We start from the raw sequence: 18,950 nt of genomic DNA on the forward strand, positions 1-18,950 counted from the left end.
GTAGGCAAGGAGCTGGACTCCTTGCCTTTCTTGTTGTCCACTGCGGACGGTGGGGCCTCCGGCCGTCGGCTAGTCAGTGTGTGTCACCGGGAGCCGGGACGGCGTGCTCGGCGGTTCGGCTGACCTTCTCCCAGCTCGCCCAGGTGTCCATTCGTCGGCGTGAGATGTCGAACGCCAGGTCGTACACCATGCTGCCGAGCAGGAGCCGCAGCGGCGGGTCGTCGCTGTCGACCAGTTTCAGCAGCGCGTCGGCGGCCAGTCGGGGTTCACTGTCGATCGAGCCCTCGGCCCACTGCCGCTCCAGTTCGGCGCGCAGTGGACCATAGGCCTCCATCGGGGTGGTCGAGGTCATGCTGGTGTACAGGTCGGTCCAGTAGCCCCCGGGCTGCACGATGCTGACCTTGATGCCGAAGGCCGCCGCCTCCATCGCCAGCGCCTCACTCATACCTTCCAGCGCGAACTTGCTCGCGCTGTACATCCCGGTGCTCGGGAAGCCGCCGAGCGCGGCGATGCTGGAGATCTGCACGATGTGCCCGGCACGTCGGGCGCGCAGGTGCGGCAGAACGGCCTGGCTGACCCAGAGCGTGCCGAACACGTTCACCTCGAACTGGGCCCGCGCCTCCGCCTCAGTGAACTCTTCGACCATGCCCATGGACATGGTGCCGGCGTTGTTGACGACGATGTCGAGCCGCCCGAAGTGCTCGACCGCGGTGGCCACGGCGGCGAAGACCCCCGCCCGGTCGGTCACGTCGAGCCTCAGGACGAGCAGCCTGTCACCGTGGCGCTCGTCGAAGTCGTCGCGGGCGATGGTCCGGGCGGCGGCGACCACTCGATCACCGCGTTCGAGCGCCGCGACGGTGAACGCGCGGCCCAGGCCGCGGCTGGCGCCGGTGATGAACCAGGTACGCGGTGCAGTGCCGGATGAGGTGCGCACAGTCGATCTCCATCCCTTGAGACGAGACGGTCCGTCTCGCTTCTGCGATGACGGTAGGCCGTGCCGCTTCGCCAGTCAAGACGAGACGGTCCGTCTCGTGTTTCTGGTAACCTTCGGCGCATGACCACGCAGCACCGAGCCACGCCGAACGCGGCCCGCCGGAAAGAGGCCTCGCGGCAGGCCATCCTGACGGCGGCGTTCGACCTGCTCCGGGAGGTCGGATACGCCAAACTCAGCATCGAGGGCATCGCCGCGCGCGCCGGCGTCGGCAAGCAGACCATCTACCGCTGGTGGCCATCCAAGGGCACGGTCATCTTCGATGCCTTCCTTCTCCTCAGCGCCAGCGAGGGCGAGCCTCCGGTACTGCCCGACACCGGCGACCTGGAAGCCGACCTGACAGCGGTGCTACGCGCCACGGTCACGGAGTTGAACGATCCGCAGTACGACCAGCCGATGCGCGCGTTGGCCACCGAGATCGCGCACGACCCCGAGCTGGCCGCCGTCTACGTCGAACGCCTGGATGGGCCGTTGAAGGAAGCCAAGCGACAACGGCTACGCAGTGCTCAGCTGGCCGGGCAACTCGCCGAGGACCTCGACCTCGACGTGGCCGTGGAGATGATCTGGGGCCCCCTGCTCAACCGTTGGCTGCAACGCAGTGGGCCGCTCACCGCCGAGTACGCCGACCGCGTCGTCACCACAGCACTCAACGGCTTGCGCCCACGCCAGTCCGACGATTGAGCCGACGTGGCGGGGTCTCGCGGAAGGCACTCGACCTCGCGGGCAGGCCACGGTCCGAGGCGCCCGACGTACGTCATCCCAGGCCGCGCTGCCGGGCGAGCAGTTCGACGGCGTCCTTTGCCTCCCGCAGACCGACACCGGTCGCCTCGCGGTAGATCTTGATGGCCTGGATCTTGCGGCCGGCGAGCAACTCCTGCAGGACCGCGCCAGGGGCCTCGGGCTCAGGCTCGCGGATGCCGAGGTGGGCCATGATCAGATCCAACTTGCGCTCGACCACGGCCAGCCTGCGAGCCTGCTGATCCACGTTGGAACGGCGGCCACTCGCGGCGAGCAGAGGCACGAGCACGAGCACCAACACGACGGCGAATGGCACGATCCACTCCATACCCGCCATTGAACACTGGCGAGAACCCCGATACCACGGCCCGGCACTGGTCGCGGTTCAGCTCTGCGGAACGACGCCGTCGGCCATCACGCCCAGGCGGGTCCGCACCACCAGGTCGTGCAGGGCGTTCACGGCTTCCGGGTCCGCTCGGTCGGGCAACGCCGACGCGTCCCGGGCCGCCTCCAGCTCGGCGCGCAGCCGCGGCACGTCGGTGGCGAGCCGCTGCGCGGCGCCGGTGGGGAGCGGTCCGTGTTCGGCCTCCCGCTTGGCGGCGATGAGGTCCGGCACGTACGCCAACCTCGTCGCGAGCACACCGAGGTCCGTCTCCAGGCGGCCGGTCCGCATCAGGTGGATCCCGGTGAGCAGGACCCGCAGCGTGTACAGCGCGGGCTTGAGCTGCCCGGTCTTCGCGTACAACTTCTCCTGGCCGGCCGCGAACCCGAGATAGTGGTGCGCGTGGTGACGGGTGATCAGCCCCGGGGCCAGAGACATGAGCTCGGCGTGCACCGCGGTGGTCACGACCACCAGCGGTGACAGCAACTGCTCCAGCACGTACCCGTTGCGGCTGTTCAACAGCTTGGCGAACTTCAGCAGATCGTGACTGACCACGTCCAACTCGACACCGTCGCGCACGCCGGTGTGCTGCAACGTCTGCGGGCCGGTGCGCAACCCGACCACCTCACCCGGCGACAGCAGGTGCGCGGCCCGCAGATCCAGGTCGGAGTCGACAGACGCGAACCCGTACAGGTGGGCACCGCTGACGGTGGCGAACAACAGCGGGCGGGGCAGAGCGCGAGCGGCCTCGCCGGCCCACGACGGCACCTCGGTGGTCACTACAGGTTCCTTTCCCGTACGGCGGTGAGCAGCCGGTCCACGGCTTCCCGGTCGGGCTGTACCGGCAGCGCGGTGTTGGCGTCGGCGTCGGTGAGGTCGGCGAGTAGGTCCGCCGCCCAGGCGCCGACCACGTCCCACGGCAGCTCACCGCGCCGCACGGCGAGCAGCCGGTCGCGCAGGTGCCGCACGTCGACCAGAACCTCCCCGGTACGCAGGACATGCGCTCCGGCGACCAGCAGCCGGATCATGTGCATCGCCTGCTTGTGATTCGTCTCCCCGGTGCGCTCCCGGCGGGCCGCCACCCGTTTCAGCTGATCCCGGGCGTAACTGCCGTACGTCTCGGCCACCCGCCTCGACAGGAACGCCCGCCGCGCCGCCAGCAACCGCTCCCCGTCCTCGGTGATCGTCTCGACCAGCGGGGACCAGAGCACCTCCAGAACCGTCGGGTTGCCCTGCAGGGCAAGCACGCAGAAGCGTTCGAACTCCCAGGAGAACTGCTCCGCTGCCGGCCCGTCCACGTGGGTGGGCGGCTTGTCCAGATGCCAGAACGCGCGGGTCGGTGCCGCATACACACCACGCCGGTCGTAGTCGGAGCCCGGGCCGTGCAGCCCGTACGCCCGCGACCCGACCACCACGGCGAGGACGGTATGCCGCTCGACAAGCTCGATCACGCTCGGCAACGCTACCCAAGCCCCGCCCGGCACGCGTGATCTTTTCCGGCAGGCCTCGGCATGGCATCCAGCGACGTCAACCAGGTGGCGTCAAGCTGGATAATGGTGGTGGCCGGCGGTGTGATGGCTCCGGGAGGCACTGGGAGGTTCGTAGCGTCCCAGGACCGTCCGCACCAGGCGACGGGCACACCCGCCCCGCATGGTGGCGCCGTCTGCTCGGGTCGGCCCGCTGACGACCCGGTGGCACCACCAGTCATGCGGGCCACGGATTCAGCGGTGCAGGGCGGTCTCCCGCTGCATATGCGACAGCTTCTCGGGATTGCGCACAGCGTAGAGCCCCGTGATGAGGCCGTCGTCGATGCGTAGCGCCACGACCGTGTCGATCTCGCCGTCGAGCCGGAGGACCAGCGCCGGGTAGCCGTTGACCTCGGCCGGCTGTATCGACATGGCCGCGATCCTGACCTTTCTGGTGACCAGCAGCCGGGCGACCTTGCCGGCCCCCGTGACGGGCCGCAGCAGCGCTTGTTTGACTCCGCCACCGTCACCCATGAGCACGACATCCGGCGCGAGGATGTCGAGCAGGCTCTGCATGTCGCCGGTCTCGACCGCCCGCTGGAACGCCTCAAGCGCACCCCGGGCCTCGGCCGGCGAAACAACCCCGCGCGGCCGGCGCGCGGCGACATGTACTCGTGCCCGGTGGGCGATCTGGCGGACCGCCGCCGGGCTCTTGTCGACGGCTTCGGCGATCTCGTCGTAAGCCAGATCGAACACCTCGCGCAGTACGAACACCGCCCGCTCGGTCGGGGCGAGCGTCTCCAGCACCAGCAGCATCGCCATCGAGACGTTCTCGGCCAACTCGACGTCGTCGGCGACGTCGGGCGTGGTCAGCAGCGGCTCGGGCAGCCAGGAGCCGACGTAGGACTCCTTGCGGCGGCCGAGCGTACGCAGCCGGTTGAGCGACTGGCGGGTGGCGATCCGGACCAGGTATGCGCGCTGATCCCGCACCGTCTCAAGATCGACGTCCGCCCACCGCAGCCAGGTCTCCTGGAGGACGTCCTCAGCGTCGGCGGCCGAGCCGAGCATCTCGTAGGCGACGGTGAAGAGCAGGTTGCGGTGGGCGACGAATGCTTCGGTAGCCGGGTCCGCACTCATGACTGCGCTCCCGGGTTCCGGAATGTGCTGGCCACCGGCGGCTCCTGTCCTCGATCTCGGCTGCGTCGCTCACAAGACACCGCTCCGCCGGTTTCGGTGACAACAGGCGCTTGTGACCGGCGTCACCTGGCCGAGCTGTCACAGGAATCGAGCCGGCGGCATCTCCTGCCCGAGCCGATGGCGACGCTGACTTCGAGACCAGAGTCGCCAACAACCCTGCGAGGAGAAACCTCATGAACGTCACTCTGTGGGTCGCTGCCGGACTGCTGGCCATAGTCGCCCTGGTTGGCGGCATCAGCAAGACTTTCGTGCCCAAGGAGAAACTGGCCGAGGCCCCCGGCGGAGGGTGGACCGAGCACGCCAGCGTCGGCTTCGTGAAGACCCTCGGGGTCCTCGAACTCCTGGCTGCGGTCGGTCTGATCCTGCCGGCCGTGCTCGACATCGCACCGGTCCTGGTGCCGGTGACCGCCGTCTGCTGGATCCTGCTGATGGTCGGCGCGGTGATCACCCATCTCCGGCAAGGCGACGGCACGTTCATTGCGCTGAACCTGGCCTATCTCGCCCTGGCCGCCTACGTGGCCTGGGGACGATTCGGCCCCGAATCCTTCAACGGCTGACGAGCAAGGTCGCACAAGGCTGAGCGACCCGCAAGATCGTGCTCGATCCAGGATCCAGTGGCCTCGGGGCGTCGGGATGCCACTACATCATGGATCGAGCACGATCATGCCGCCGACGTACGCCGGGCCGCCCGGCGGCGGTGGGGTCAGCGGCGCAGCGTGAGGATCAGGTCGGCGACCAGGGCCGTCCAGCCGGTCTGGTGCCAGGCGCCCAACCCGGCCCCGTTGTCGCCGTGGAAGTACTCCGGGAAGGCGATCAGGTCCCGCCAGTCGGGATGGGTCTGGAAGATCCGGCACGCACCGTAGATCGGCCGTCGACCCCAGTCGTCCTGCGTGAACAGCGAGATCAGCCGGGCCGAGAGGTCGTCGGCGACCTCGTCCAGCGTCCGCTTCACCCCGGAGCGGGTCGGATACTCCACCTGAAGGTCGTCGCCGAAGAACGCCGCGTAGTCGCGCAGCGCGCTGATCAGCAGGAAGTTCGTCGGCATCCAGATCGGACCGCGCCAGTTCGAGTTGCCGCCGAACAGCCCACTGGTCGACTCGGCCGGCTCGTAGCCGACGCAGAACTCCTGCCCGCCGAGGGTGACCGAGAACGGCTTGTCCAGGTGTGCGCGGGACAGTGTGCGCAGGCCGAAGTCGGACAGGAACTCGTCGGGGTCGAGCATCCGGGCCAGCAGCCGGACGACCTGCTCCGGACCGACCATGGACAGCAGCCGCTGCTGGCGGCCGTCCGGGCCCAGCCGGCGGGTGCCGATCACCTCGGCGTACTCCGGGCGGTTGGTAAGGAACCAGCGCAGCCGCGCCCCCAGCTCCGGCAGCCGGTGCAGGGTCCGGGCGGTGAGCCGGGTGGTGGCGGCCAACGGCAGCAACCCGACCACCGAGCGGACCTTCAACGGCACCTTCGTGCCGTCAGCGAGCCGCAGCACGTCGTAGAAGAAGGCGTCCTCGTCGTCCCACAACCCCTGCTCGTACGCGGCGGCGGCGATGTACGCGAAGTGCTCGAAGAACTTGGTGGCGGTGTCCACCCAGGTCCGGTCGTGCTCGGCCAGCACGATCGCCATGTCCAGCAGGTTCAGCGCGTACATGGCCATCCAGCCGGTGCCGTCGGACTGCTCCAGCACACCGGCCACCGGCAGCGCCGCCGACCGGTCGAACGGCCCGACGTTGTCCAGCCCGAGGAAGCCGCCCTCGAAGACGTTGTTGCCGCCGGTGTCCTTACGGTTGACCCACCAGGTGAAGTTGAGCAGCAGCTTGTGCATCACCCGGGCCAGGAACTCGTAGTCCCGGCCGCCGTCGATCTCGAACACCTTGAGCGCCGCCCAGGCGTGCACCGGCGGGTTCACGTCACCGAACGCCCACTCGTACGCCGGGATCTGCCCGTTGGGGTGCAGGTACCACTCGCGCAGCAGGAGCAGCAGTTGCTCCTTGGCGAAGCCCGGGTCGACCCGGGCGATGCTCACGCAGTGGAAGGCCAGGTCCCAGGCCGCGTACCAGGGATATTCCCACGGGTCGGGCATGGAGATGACGTCGAAGCTGGTCATGTGCCACCAGGCGCTGTTGCGCCCGTGCCGGCGTCCGGCCGGCGGCGGCGTCGAGCCCGGATCGCCGTCCAGCCAGCGCTTGACGTCGAAATGGTAGAACTGCTTGCCCCACATCAGCCCGGCGATGGCCTGCCGCGCCACCAGCGCCTCGTCGGGAGTGGCGGCCTCCGGGATCACGCTGGCGAAGAAACGGTTCGCCTCGGCCCGCCGCGCCCACACCACCGCCTCGAAGCCGTCGCCAAGATCCGCGCGGGGCGGCGGCGCGGCGGCCGGCGGCGACGCGGTGCGGGTCAGGCGCAGCCGGATCTGGCGCTGACCGCCGGCCGGCACATCGAGTACGTAGTGCAGCGCCCCCTTGGTGCCCTCCCCCGCCGGGTTGACCGTCGCCGCGCCGTTGACCACGTGGTCGTTGATGCCGTCCTTCGGATAGCGGGACCGGCCGGGCAGGCCCCAGAGCCGTTCGGCGTTGGTGTCGTTGTCGCAGAGCAGCGGCACAGGGTCGCCGTCGCCCTCCAGCAGCAGTTGGCCGAACACCCGATGCTCGCCGACCAGCCTCGCGCCCTCACCGGTCAGCCGGGGAATCCGGTCACCGCCGGGCAGCCCCCAGGCCCAGGTGTTGCGGAACCACAGGCTGGGCAGCACGTGCAGGGTGGCCGCCCGGTCGCCCCGGTTGGCCACGGTCACCACCATGCACAGGTCGGTCGGGGACGACTTGGCGTAGTCGACGGTCACCGCCCAGTACCGGTCGTCGTCGAAGATCCCGGTGTCCACCAGCTCGTACTCGGTGTCGTCCCGGCCGCGCAGCGCGTTCACCGCGACCAGTTCGTCGTACGGGAAGGCGGCCTGCGGGTAGTGGTAGCGCCACCGCATCCAGGAGTGGGTGGGCGTGGAGTCCTCGTACCACCAGTACTCCTTGACATCCTCACCGTGGTTACCGCCGTCACCGCCGAGGCCGAACATCCGCTCCTTGAGGATCGGATCCGTGCCGTTCCACAGCGCGAGGGCGAAGGCGAAGGTCTGCCGGTCGTCGCAGACGCCAGCCATCCCGTCTTCATTCCACCGGTAGGCTCTGGACCGCGCGTGGTCATGCGGGAAGTAGTCCCAGGCCGTACCGTGCTCGCTGTAATCCTCCCGCACCGTCCCCCACGCCCGTTCGGACAGATAGGGCCCCCATGCGCGCCAGTCCTGCTCCCCCGAGTTGGCCTGAGCGAGCCGGAGCCGCTCAGCGTCGGGTGGCGAGGCGTCGGAGGACGATCGGTCAGTGATCACGTGCACATCTTTGACGTCGCCGCGGTACTTGACCACAGCGGCCATTCTCGTCGTGGCGTGTTACACCCCGCCGCCGGTGGAGGAAAGTTGATCGACATTCGCTTCGGCCCGCAGGTCTGCGGCGACCTGACCAGCGCCGCCAGCCGGGAGTGGCTGGTGCCCGACGGCATCGGCGGTTACGCCATGGGCACCGTCGGTGGGCTGCGGACCCGCCGCTACCACGGCCTGCTGGTGGTGCCCGGCGAGACCCCGGCGTCCCGTCGGGTGGGACTGGTCAGCCTGGACCCGGCGGTCACCCTGCCGTCCGGCGCGCGGGTCCGGCTCGGCGCGCACGAGTGGTCCTCCGGCGACGTCGACCCGCGCGGCTTCGAGCTGCTGGAGCGCTTCGACCTGGTCGACGGGCTGCCCCGGTGGCGGTGGCGGATCGGCGCGGTGGTGATCGAGCGCGAGCTGGCCATGCTGCCCGGCCGCTCCTGCGTGGCGGTGGTGCACCGGCTGGTCGCCGGCGGGCCGGTCCGGCTGGAACTCTCCGCCGCCTGCACCTGGCGCGACGCGCACGGCGAACGGCGCGCCGACGGCCCGACGCCGCAGGTCGAGCCGGTGGCCGGCGGCGCGGTCGTCGAGGGGGCGTACCGGCTCGCCGGCCCGGGCTGGGCGCCGGAGGGGCAGTGGTGGCTGGGCGTGCACCACCGCGAGGAGGCCACCCGGGGCCTGCACGCCGACGAGGATCTCTGGTACGCGGGACGCTTCGCCGGCAAGTTGGAGCGCCCCGGCGACACGGTGTCGGTGCGGGCCTGGGCCGGCCGGCTGGATGAGGAGCCGCCACCGGCCGAGGAGATCGTGACGACGGCACGGCGGCGTAACCGGCAGGTGGTGGCCGCGGCGAAGCCGGCCGACCCGGTGCAGGCGACGCTCGCGCTGGCCGCGGACGCGTTCGTGGTGCGTCCCGGCGGCGGCACGGCGATCGACGTGGTGGCCGGGTACCCGTGGTTCGGCGCCTGGTCGCGGGACACGATGATCTCGTACGAGGGGCTGTTCCTCTGCACCGGCCGCGCCGAGGAGGGTCGGGAGCTGCTGCGGGCGTACGCGGCGACGCTGTCCGAGGGGATGCTCGCCAACACGGCCGACACCGGGCGGGTGGAGTACAACACCGTCGATGGCACGCTGTGGTTCCTGCACGCGGTGAGCCGGCACGTCACGATCACCGGCGACACCGACCTCGGCGACGAGCTGCTGCCGGCCCTGCGCACGGTCATCGACGCGCACCTGGCCGGCACCCGCTACGGCATCGGCGTCGACCCGGCCGACGGGCTGCTCGCCCAGGGCGCCCCGGGCACCGCGCTGACCTGGATGGACGCCCGGGTGTACGGCGTGCCGGTCACGCCGCGTACCGGCAAGCCGGTCGAGGTCAACGCGCTGTGGATCAACGGGCTGGCCGGGCTCGCCGAGCTGACCGAGCTGGCCGGGCAGGACGCGGACGAGCTGCGGCGACGGCACGGGCAGGCCACCGCCTCGTTCCGGGACCGCTACCCGACCCCGACGGGCTGGCTGCACGACGTGCTGGACGCGCCCGCGCCGGCGTACCCGCTGGGCGGGGCGGCCCTGCACGACGACGACGCGCTGCGCCCCAACCAGTTGCTGGCCTGGTCGCTGCCGTTCGCCCCGTTGGAGCCGGACGAGCCGACGCTGCGCCGGGTCGCGGCCGGGCTGCTGACCCCGCTCGGGCCGCGCAGCCTCGCCCCGGATTCGGCGGAGTTCGTGGGCCGGCACCGGGGTGGCCCGGCCGAGCGGGACGGCGGCTACCACCAGGGCACGGTCTGGCCGTGGCTGCTCGGCCCGTACGTGGACGCGTGCCGTCGGGGCAAGATGTCGGTCGATGACGTCTTCATCGGTATTGAGGCGCATCTGACCGAGTTTGGGCTAGGCTCGGTGAGCGAAACGGCCGATGGCCTCGCGCCGCATGCCGCCACCGGCTGCCCGTTCCAGGCGTGGTCGGTCGCCGAGCTGCTGCGGGTGCGCCGAAAGGGCCAGTAGCGCTTTACACGACCGCAACGGCGGTGTCTCCGCTGGTTATCTCGACCCCGGCAGGATGGGTCGGAGATCCAGACGCGACGGTAGGCCCCGGCTCCGGTGCCGGTCGGCGCGCGCCCGGGGACAACTCAAAGGGGGCCGCAATGTCACCCGACGCCCACGTGATCGACATCCACCCCGCCCGGCAGCTGCGGGTGCTGATGCTCTCCTGGGAGTACCCGCCGGTGCTCGTCGGCGGCCTCGGCCGACACGTCCACGCCCTCTCCGTCGCCCTCGCCGCCGCAGGCCACGACGTCACCGTCGTCACCCGGCACGCCGACGGCGCACCCCTGGAGGAGTACGCCGACGGCGTCCGCATCCTGCGCGCCCCCGAAGACCCCGTCACCTTCCCCCTGGCCACCAGCTCCCTCCTGGCCTGGACCATGGCCTTCAACCACACCCTCACCCGCACCGCGCTGCGCGCCACCGAAGCCGGCACCTACGACGTCATCCACGCCCACGACTGGCTCGTCGCCCACACCGCCATCACCCTCGCCGAACACCTCGACCTGCCCCTGGTCACCACCATGCACGCCACCGAGGCGGGCCGGCACCAGGGCTGGCTGCCGGAGGAGATGAACCGCACCATCCACGGCGTCGAGCACTGGCTCAGCGGCTCCTCCACCCGGGTGATCACCTGTTCGGGGTACATGCGCGAGCAGGTGACCGCCCTGTTCGACCTGCCGGCCGCGCAGGTCGACGTGGTGCCCAACGGGGTCGACAACCGGGCCTGGCGCGCCCGACCGCGTGCGGTCGCCTCGGCCCGGGCACGCTTCGCCGGAAAGGGCCCGCTGATCGGGTACGCCGGTCGGCTCGTCTACGAGAAAGGCGTACAACACCTGGTGCACGCGGTGCCCCGGCTGCGCGAGCGGCACCCCGGGCTGCGCGTGGTGATCGCCGGCGACGGCCCGTACCGCCCCGAACTGGAGGAGGAGGCCCGGCGGCTCGCGCTCTGCTCGACCGTCCGCTTCACCGGCTTCCTCGACGCCACCCAACTGCCGGCGGTGCTCGGCGCCACCGACGCGACCGTGGTGCCCAGCCTCTATGAACCCTTCGGCATGGTGGCCCTGGAGGCGGCGGCCGCCGGGGCGCCACTCGCGGTGGCCCGCACCGGCGGGCTCGCCGAGATCGTCGAGTCCGGCGTGACCGGCGTGACGTTCCCGCACAGCGACCCGGACGCGCTCGCCGGGGCGGTCGGCCAACTGCTCGGCGACGAGGTCTTCGCCCGGCGGATGGCCCGACGCGCCCGCACAATGGTCGGCGAGCGGTACGGCTGGGCCACCATCGCGGCCCGCACCGCCGCCAGCTACACCACCGCCCGTCGCGAGCACGGTCCGCTACAGGCCCGACGGGCCGCCGCCCGACTGGCGGGCGGACGTACCCGGATCGCCATCCCGGAGGGCAATCTGCTCGCCGCGGCCGACCACGCCGCCTGCTGAAGCTAAGCGGATGACCTATAGGCGGCCCCCGATCCGCTGGTTAGGGTGTACCCGGGACAGCGGCTGAAGAGAATGAACTCTAGGCGGGTGTTATTGCTCAAGCTCTTTCAAGAGTTGGTCATCATGAGGAGCATCTACCGGATAGGCGACTTTGCTAAGAAGCTCAAGGCGGCGGACGTGACCGGGGGGTCGTCGTGAAGGTGACCCGGATCGCCTATTCGCACCGCCTCAACGCGGGGAAATATCAGGCGCTGGCTGAGCAGGCGCGGCGGTTGGGTGCAGTCCGCAGCGAGGTGTGGCAGCGGTACGGGTCGACCGCAGGGGCCGGGCTGAAGGACCGGCAGGTTCGCGACCGGTGGCTTGCTGAGGGCGTCCACCACCAGTTCGGGGTGCTGGCCAACGCGTGGAAGGAAACCGTCCGCGACGCCATGGCCGATATCGCCGCGGCCCGGGAAGCGGCGAAAGCGCGGGGGCGTCAGGCCGTTCGACGGCACGCCGGCGACCAGACGCAACGCAAGAGGCTGTTTGGACTACTGAAGGCCGACCGATGGGCCGATGACCCGTACCTGTCGCGGCAGATGCGCTCACACTGGCGGCGCGGGCACAACCGCACCCATAACCAGATCGTGGTGCGCTCCGATCAGCACCATACCCGGGCTGACGACGCCGGGCGGTTGTGGCTGGCCGTACCCGGCCTGGTGCGGCGCCAGATGATCCGCATCCCGTTGAACACCACCGTCGCCCCGACGGGCACGCTGCGGCTGATCCTGCGCGACGGCCGGGTGGAGATCCACTACCAGATCGACGCCGCCGGCATGAAGACCTCACAGCGTCCGTGTGGCACGGCGACGCTGGGGGTGGACAAGGGTTACACCGAGGCGCTGACCGACTCCGACGGCAACCACCACGGCGATCGCCTCGGCGACCTGTTGACCGCCGAGTCCGACCGGATCAAGGAACGAAACCGCCGCCGGGCGAAACTGCGCTCGATCGCCAACACCGCCGCCCGGCGCGGCGACCGGGCGAAGGCCGACCGGATCGCCACGAACAACCTCGGCACGATCAAGCGCGACCGGCAGGCCGGCCGTCACCAGGCGCGGGTGCGCACGGAGATCTTCACCGCCGTGCACCAAGTGGTGGACAAGGCCACCGTCGTGGTGGCCGAAGACCTGACCAAGACGTTCACCGGGCGCAAGCAGCTCGGCAAGAACACCAACCGGCGTCTCGCCGCGTGGACCAAGGGAGTCACCGCGGAGGCGCTGAAGAATGTGTCGGAGCGCAGAGGTTCTGCGCTCGTGCACGTCAACGCCGCCTACACCTCACAAGTCTGTCACCGCTGCGGCGCTCTCGGGCACCGCAGCGGGGACCGACTTCACTGCACCTCGTGCGGGGTGGTGTGGCAGGCCGACGTGAACGCCGCGATCAACGTCCTGCGACGACATGGTGACCCCGACATCAACCTGCACACCCCGCATCGCGCGGTGAGGCAGATCGTCCAGGCACGGGCCGATCGCCACCGGAGCAGACTGCCGCTCCCGGACTCCAGCCCGGTACACCGAGCGGAGAGCGAAACATCCGCATTGCCCATCAGAAGGCAATGACAAGGAAGCAGTGTGCACAGGTGCTGATCGCCGGTCGGTACCGGCTCCTCGACCTGGTGGGCCGCGGGGGCATGGGCCGGGTGTGGCGGGCCCGCGACGAGATGTTGCACCGCGAGGTCGCGGTCAAGGAGGTCATGCCGCCGAGCTGGCTGGCCGACCACGAGCGGGCCGAGCTGCGCTCGCGCACCCTGCGGGAGGCACGCGCCGCGGCCCGGCTCAACCATCCCGCCGTGGTCCGGCTCTACGACGTCGTCCCGGTCGAGGGCAGCCCGTGGATCGTGATGGAGTACGTCCCGTCGCGCACCCTGCAGGACGTGCTGGACGACGAGGGGCCACTGGAGCCGGCCTGGACGGCCCGGATCGGCCTGGCCCTGCTCGGCGCGCTGCACGCCGCGCACGCGGCCGGGGTGCTGCACCGCGACGTCAAGCCGCAGAACGTGCTCATGGCACACGACGGGCGGGTGATGCTCACCGACTTCGGGCTGGCCACCTTCGACGGCGGCGACGGCGCGATGACCCGCCCCGGCATGGTGCTCGGCTCCCCGCAGTACGTCGCCCCGGAGCGAGCCGCCGAGGGGGTGTCCACCGTGGCCGCCGACCTGTGGTCGCTCGGGGCCACCCTGTACGCCGCCGTGGAGGGCCGCTCCCCGTACGCCCGCAGCACGGCGATGGCCACGCTGAGCGCGCTGGCGGCCGGGCCACCGGCCCCGGCCTCGCGCGCCGGACCGCTCGCGCCCGTGCTCGCCGGGCTGCTGTGCCGCGACCCGCGCCACCGCGTCGACCATGACGAGGCCCACCGGTTGCTCACGGCCGCCGCGACCGGCGTCACCGGCCCGCCCCCGGTGCCCGACCCGGCAGACCGGCCCGACGTGTCCACCGACCTGTCCGATCAGGACCCCACCAGCCGGCTGTCCGAGCCCGACCAACAACCCACCGCCACCGGGGCCGACGCCCCGGGCGAGCCGGATGTCACCGCCGACGCACCGGCTCGGACGTTCGGCCGACCGGCCAGGCGGCGTGCGGCGCGCCGGGCGGGCCTGGTCGTCGCGGCGTTGCTGGTGGCGGCCGCCGCCGGCGTCGGCACCGCGCTGGCCGTCACCGGCGACGAGCCGAGGGGGACCGCCAGCCGGCCGACCCCCACGCCGTCACCGGACCGTTTGCCCGGCGGTGGCGGCCCCGACCGTGCGCCCGGTGGTGGTGGCCCGGCCGGTCCGTTCGGTGATGGCGGCAACCGGCCTCCACCGTTGGGCGGGCGGGACCTGCCCCCGCCCCCGTTTCCGTGCGTCCGCCCGGACATCGTCGGCGCGCCGGTGCCGGCCAGGTCGCCGGCTCCCGGCGAGAAGTTTCACCCGCCGGACGGCTGGGTCTGGCACGCCGACACCAACGGCTTCCGGGTCTCCGTGCCGGCGAGCTGGCACTACTACCGGGACCGAGCGGTGGTCTGCTTCCAGGACCCGGCGACCGGCCGGGTGTTCAGCGTCGCCGAGGGTGGCGCGGCGGATCCGCTCGCGCGGCTGCGGACGCTCCGCGACGCGGCGGCCGGTGACGGGGCGCTGCCGGGCTACAACGAGATCCGGCTCGCCGCCAGCGGCGGTGGGGCGGAGTGGGAGTGCCGGTGGGACGCGCCGTACGGCGCCCGGCTGCACGCCCGACAGCAGGTCGTCGATCCACCCGCCGGGGGCGGTCGCTGGATGCTGGGCTGGACCACCGACGACCGGGACTGGACCGCCGCCGGCGCGGACTGGACAGTGTTGCGAAACAGCTTCCGATCACCCCGCTGACCTGCACCGTACGGTCGTGCTCCCGACCGCCGTCCGGCGTGGATCGAGGCCGCTCAGCGGATGGGAAAACCCGCGTCGGTGGCTATCGTGTAACCCGGGGTGACCGAGGGGGAGCGTCCGTGCAGCAGTTGCTGATCGCGGGTCGGTACCGGCTGCTCGACCTGGTCGGCACCGGCGGGATGGGCCGGGTGTGGCTGGCCCGCGACGAGATGCTGCACCGCGACGTCGCGGTGAAGGAGGTCGTGCCGCCGTCCTGGCTGGCCGAGACCGAGCGCGCGGAGTTGCGGCTGCGGACGCTGCGCGAGGCGCGCACCGCCGCTCGGCTCAACCACCATAACGTGGTCCGCATCTACGACGTCGTGCACGATCGGGAGAGCCCCTGGATCGTGATGGAGTACGTGCCGTCCCGCTCGGTGCAGCAGATCATCGGCGACGAGGGGCCGCTGAGCCCGCAGCGCACCGCCCGGATCGGGTTGGCCGTGCTCGCCGCGTTGCGGGCCGCGCATAGCGCCGGGGTGCTGCACCGCGACGTGAAGCCGCACAACGTGCTGGTCGCCGACGACGGTCGGGTGGTGCTCACCGACTTCGGGCTGGCCACCTTCGACGGCGGCGACGGGGCGATGACCGGGCCGGGCATGGTGCTCGGTTCGCCGCAGTTCGTCGCACCGGAGCGGGCCCGCGACGGGGTGTCGAACCCGCGTACCGACCTGTGGTCGCTGGGCGCGACGCTCTATGCCACGGTCGAGGGGCATTCGCCGTACGCCCGGTCGAGTGCGATGGCCACGCTCAGCGCGCTGGCCACCGAACCGCCCGACCCGATGCGCCGTGCCGGGCCGTTGCGTCCCGCGCTCACCGGGCTGTTGCAGCGTGACCCCTGGCGGCGGTTGACCGCCGCCGAGGTGGAGCCGCTGCTGCGGAGCGCGGCGACGGACGACGACGAGCCCGCCGAGCCGGCCCGTTCCGCGGCGGTGGCGGCGGTGCGCAAAGCAGGCCGCGCCGCCGTGCCCGCTCTGATCGACCAGTCGGCCCAGCCCGCCGACCGGGCGAGCCGGCGACGCCGGCCGGCGCCCCTTCCCGGCCGCCGACGTCGGCGGCTGCTCGCCCTGGGCGGTGCGGCCACCGTCACCACGCTGCTTGCCGCGGTGGGCGTCACGCTTGCACTGATGAACCGCGGGGACGGACGAACGCCGCCGTCCGGCTCCGGGGGCGGCGTCACCACCTCCCGGCCGGCCGCGTTCGCCTGCGCGACGCCCCCGCCGCCGGCTGCCGTCCCGGTGCCGTCGGTGCCGCCGCCGGCTGGCGCACGGTACCGGCTGGTGGAGGGCTGGACCTGGCACGACGACCCGGCCGGCTTCCGGATCGCCGCGCCGGTGACCTGGCTGCGCTGGACCGAGGAGGCGGTGACCTGCTTCCGGGAGCCCGACGGCCCTCGGGTGCTCAGCGTCGAGGCTGGGCCGGCCCGACCCGATCCGGTGGCGTACTGGCGGGCCGAGGAGGCCCGGCTCACCGGCGGCGAGGCGCTACCGGGCTATCGCAAGGTGGACATCTCCGCGCTGGACATCTTCGAGGGCGGCGCGATCTGGGAGTGCGCCTGGGAGAACGCGGCCGGCGACCGGGTGCACAGTTTCCGGTTGCTGGCTAACACCTCGGCTGGGCGCGCCTACACCGTCTCGTGGTTGACAAAAGAGTTCGACTGGCAGGTCAACGCGACATACTTGCCGATGATCCGGCAGAGCTTCACCCCCGCACTCTGAGACTGTCCGTTGTGGACCGTCCGGGTGATGCCCCTGCGGCGCCGACGCTGACTACAGTGGCGTAGTTTTGGCGCTCAAGATCCCTGGGGAGGGTGAGCCGACATGATGGGACCGTCGCACGCGCTGTCTGGCGCGGCGGTATGGCTGGCCGGGTCCTGGGCACTGGACCAGTTCGCTGACTACCAGCAGTCGCCGCTCGCGTTGGCGGTGGGCACCGCCGTGTGCGCCGGCGGCGCGCTCTTTCCCGACCTCGACCTGTCGGGCAAGGTGACCCGTAACCAGGGCGGCGCCACCGTGGCCCGCACCTTCGGGGTCTTCTCGCTCTTCGTCGCCGAGGTGATGGAGAAGATCTCGCTCGGGGTCTACTATGCGACGAAGCTCAGCAAGGATCCCCGGCGCAACAACGGGCACCGGACGCTGACGCACACCATCCCGTTCACCCTGCTGGTCGGCTGGGGCACCACCGCGCTCTGCACCGCGTACGGCAAGTGGGCGGTGATCACCATCCTGTTCTTCATGTTCGGCCTGGCTCTGCGTGGGCTGTTCGACGGTTGGGCTGAGCGGGCCGGCTGGGTGATCGTGACCCTCGCCTCGGCCGGGGCGGCCTGGTTCACCTTCGTCAACCTCCCGGGCGGGCGCGGCTATCCGCTGATCGGCGTGGCCGTGGGGGTGGGCTGCTTCGTGCACATCCTCGGCGACATGATCACCCGGGCTGGGGTGCCGATCCTCTGGCCGATCCCGATCAGACGGCGGATGTGGACGATGATCGGCCTGCCGAACAGCATCGCGCTGCGTACCGGCAGCAAGACCGAGGTGGTCGTGCTGCGCGCCGTCCTGACCGTGGTCGCGTTGCTCTCCACCGCGGGTCTGATCGCTCCTTCGGTGCTGCAACGGTTCAACATCGAGATATGACCGACCCGGTGCCGCAGCAGTCACCGCCAGCGGCGGATGAGCAGGTGCCGGAGTTCTGGCGCGCGCTCGGGCTGCCCGGGCTGGCCGACGTGCACGTGCACTTCCTGCCACCGCGGCTGCTGCGCCGGGTGTGGGAGTACTTCGACGCGGCGGGGCCGCTGGTCGGCACCGAGTGGCCCATCCGCTACCGGTGGAGCGACGCCGACCGGGTGGCGCACCTGCGCCGGCTCGGGGTACGGGCGTTCGGCGCGCTGGCGTACCCGCACCGGCCGGGCATGGCGGCGGAGCTGAACCGCTGGACGCTGGAGTTCGCCCGGACCACACCGGGATGCCTGCCCTCGGCCACGTTCTTTCCGGAGCCGGAGGCTCCCGGTTATGTCGAGGCCGCGCTGATCGGCGGGGCCCGGCTGTTCAAGGTGCACGTGCAGGTCGGCGGTTTCTCGCCGACCGACCCGGACCTGGACCGGGTGTGGGGGATGCTCGCCGACGCGGGTGTGCCCGTGGTGGTGCACGCCGGGCACGCCCCGGTGGGGACCACGCACACCGGACCCGAGCCGTTTGCCGCCCTGCTGGCCCGCCACCCCCGGCTGACCGCCGTGGTGGCGCACCTCGGCGCCCCCGACTACCGGGCGTTCCTGGACCTCGCCGAGGCGTACGAGCGGGTTCGGCTGGACACCACGATGGCGTTCACCCCGTTCTTCGACCGGTTCGTACCCTTCCCGGCCGACGAGCTGCCCCGGCTGCGCGAGCTGGGGTTGGCGGGCAAGGTACTGCTGGGCAGCGACTTCCCGAACATCCCCTACCCGTACGCCGATCAGTTGACCGGGCTGGCCCGGCTGGACCTGGGCGACGACTGGCTGCGCGCGGTCTGCTGGGACAGCGCCGCCGCCCTGTTCGACCTCTCCTGACCCCGCGGCCGCCGCCGCCCGGGTGGGCAGGGCGCCGCCGTCGGGTGCGCGGCCCGTCGGGTGCCGTCGCATCCAAGATCGTGCCCGATCCTGGATGTAGTGGCCTCCGGTGCGGTACGAGGCGACTACATCCAGGATCGAGCGTGACCATGGCGTTCGGCGCGCCACCAGGGGCGGGCGGGGGACGCGGCGCGGCCAGTACGGGCAGCACCGAGGGGCCTCAGGGCGGCCCGACTTTCTTTTCGACATCGGCTATTGACGTCGTCGTAACGGGTGGCCTAGCGTCTGTCGAAACGCTTCGTCGAAACGCTTCGACGATTATTCGGGAGCGATCCCACGCCCGG

The 18,950-nt window shown here is 71.3% G+C and carries 15 protein-coding genes; 9 read left to right on the forward strand and 6 right to left on the reverse strand.

From position 1 onward, the window contains the following. Positions 1–73 precede the first annotated feature (73 nt). Positions 74–934, reverse strand: a complete 861-nt coding sequence (locus OG470_RS33360) for an SDR family oxidoreductase (RefSeq protein ID WP_328418631.1) — start codon at positions 932–934, stop codon at positions 74–76. Between the two features lie 120 nt (positions 935–1,054). On the opposite strand from OG470_RS33360, the gene OG470_RS33365 reads away from it, so the two are divergent. Continuing rightward, positions 1,055–1,672 (forward strand): TetR/AcrR family transcriptional regulator, encoded by a 618-nt coding sequence (locus OG470_RS33365; RefSeq protein WP_328418632.1) that lies wholly within the window; start codon positions 1,055–1,057, stop codon positions 1,670–1,672. 73 nt (positions 1,673–1,745) lie between these two features. On the opposite strand, the gene OG470_RS33370 is transcribed toward OG470_RS33365, so the two are convergent. The 4 genes from OG470_RS33370 to OG470_RS33385 form a co-directional block, all read right to left on the reverse strand. Then, the gene (locus OG470_RS33370; RefSeq protein ID WP_328418633.1) at positions 1,746–2,045 is read right to left on the reverse strand and encodes a ribosomal protein L7/L12; all 300 of its coding nucleotides are present in this window, start codon (positions 2,043–2,045) and stop codon (positions 1,746–1,748) included. Between the two features lie 69 nt (positions 2,046–2,114). After that, positions 2,115–2,891: a nucleotidyltransferase domain-containing protein gene (locus OG470_RS33375; protein WP_328418634.1), complete on the reverse strand. Its 777-nt coding sequence runs from the start codon at positions 2,889–2,891 to the stop codon at positions 2,115–2,117. Continuing rightward, positions 2,891–3,562, reverse strand: coding sequence for a nucleotidyltransferase domain-containing protein (locus OG470_RS33380; protein WP_328418635.1), 672 nt, complete (start codon positions 3,560–3,562; stop codon positions 2,891–2,893). Before OG470_RS33380 ends, OG470_RS33375 begins: the two co-directional genes overlap by 1 nt. Before the next feature lie 270 nt (positions 3,563–3,832). Further along, positions 3,833–4,714, reverse strand: coding sequence for an RNA polymerase sigma-70 factor (locus tag OG470_RS33385; RefSeq protein ID WP_328418636.1), 882 nt, complete (start codon positions 4,712–4,714; stop codon positions 3,833–3,835). 233 nt (positions 4,715–4,947) lie between these two features. Between OG470_RS33385 and OG470_RS33390 the strand changes: the two genes are divergently transcribed. After that, a complete protein-coding gene (locus OG470_RS33390; protein WP_328418637.1) occupies positions 4,948–5,331 on the forward strand; it encodes a DoxX family protein in 384 nt (127 codons plus the stop codon). 146 nt (positions 5,332–5,477) lie between these two features. On the opposite strand, the gene OG470_RS33395 is transcribed toward OG470_RS33390, so the two are convergent. Continuing rightward, complete coding sequence (locus OG470_RS33395; protein ID WP_328418638.1) at positions 5,478–8,186, reverse strand: MGH1-like glycoside hydrolase domain-containing protein; 2,709 nt, start codon at positions 8,184–8,186, stop codon at positions 5,478–5,480. 42 nt (positions 8,187–8,228) lie between these two features. On the opposite strand from OG470_RS33395, the gene OG470_RS33400 reads away from it, so the two are divergent. The 7 genes from OG470_RS33400 to OG470_RS33430 all read left to right on the forward strand — a co-directional run bounded on the left by OG470_RS33400 (position 8,229) and on the right by OG470_RS33430 (position 18,606). Next, positions 8,229–10,175, forward strand: a complete 1,947-nt coding sequence (locus OG470_RS33400; protein ID WP_328418639.1) for an amylo-alpha-1,6-glucosidase — start codon at positions 8,229–8,231, stop codon at positions 10,173–10,175. A 140-nt stretch (positions 10,176–10,315) separates the two neighbouring features. Then, the gene (locus tag OG470_RS33405; protein ID WP_328418640.1) at positions 10,316–11,650 is read left to right on the forward strand and encodes a glycosyltransferase family 4 protein; all 1,335 of its coding nucleotides are present in this window, start codon (positions 10,316–10,318) and stop codon (positions 11,648–11,650) included. A gap of 194 nt (positions 11,651–11,844) precedes the next feature. Beyond that, positions 11,845–13,251, forward strand: coding sequence for a transposase (locus tag OG470_RS33410; RefSeq protein WP_328418641.1), 1,407 nt, complete (start codon positions 11,845–11,847; stop codon positions 13,249–13,251). Next, complete coding sequence (locus tag OG470_RS33415; RefSeq protein WP_328418642.1) at positions 13,248–15,032, forward strand: serine/threonine-protein kinase; 1,785 nt, start codon at positions 13,248–13,250, stop codon at positions 15,030–15,032. The genes OG470_RS33410 and OG470_RS33415 overlap by 4 nt, the downstream gene beginning before the upstream one ends. Before the next feature lie 119 nt (positions 15,033–15,151). Beyond that, positions 15,152–16,786 carry a serine/threonine-protein kinase gene (locus OG470_RS33420; protein WP_328418643.1) on the forward strand — a complete coding sequence of 545 codons (1,635 nt, stop codon included), beginning with the start codon at positions 15,152–15,154 and terminating at the stop codon, positions 16,784–16,786. A 102-nt stretch (positions 16,787–16,888) separates the two neighbouring features. Further along, positions 16,889–17,698, forward strand: coding sequence for a metal-dependent hydrolase (locus OG470_RS33425; RefSeq protein ID WP_328418644.1), 810 nt, complete (start codon positions 16,889–16,891; stop codon positions 17,696–17,698). Continuing rightward, positions 17,695–18,606 (forward strand): amidohydrolase family protein, encoded by a 912-nt coding sequence (locus tag OG470_RS33430; protein WP_328418645.1) that lies wholly within the window; start codon positions 17,695–17,697, stop codon positions 18,604–18,606. Before OG470_RS33425 ends, OG470_RS33430 begins: the two co-directional genes overlap by 4 nt. The last annotated feature ends 344 nt before the right edge of the window (positions 18,607–18,950 follow it).

The organism is Micromonospora sp. NBC_00389, assembly GCF_036059255.1.
Classification (GTDB): domain Bacteria; phylum Actinomycetota; class Actinomycetes; order Mycobacteriales; family Micromonosporaceae; genus Micromonospora.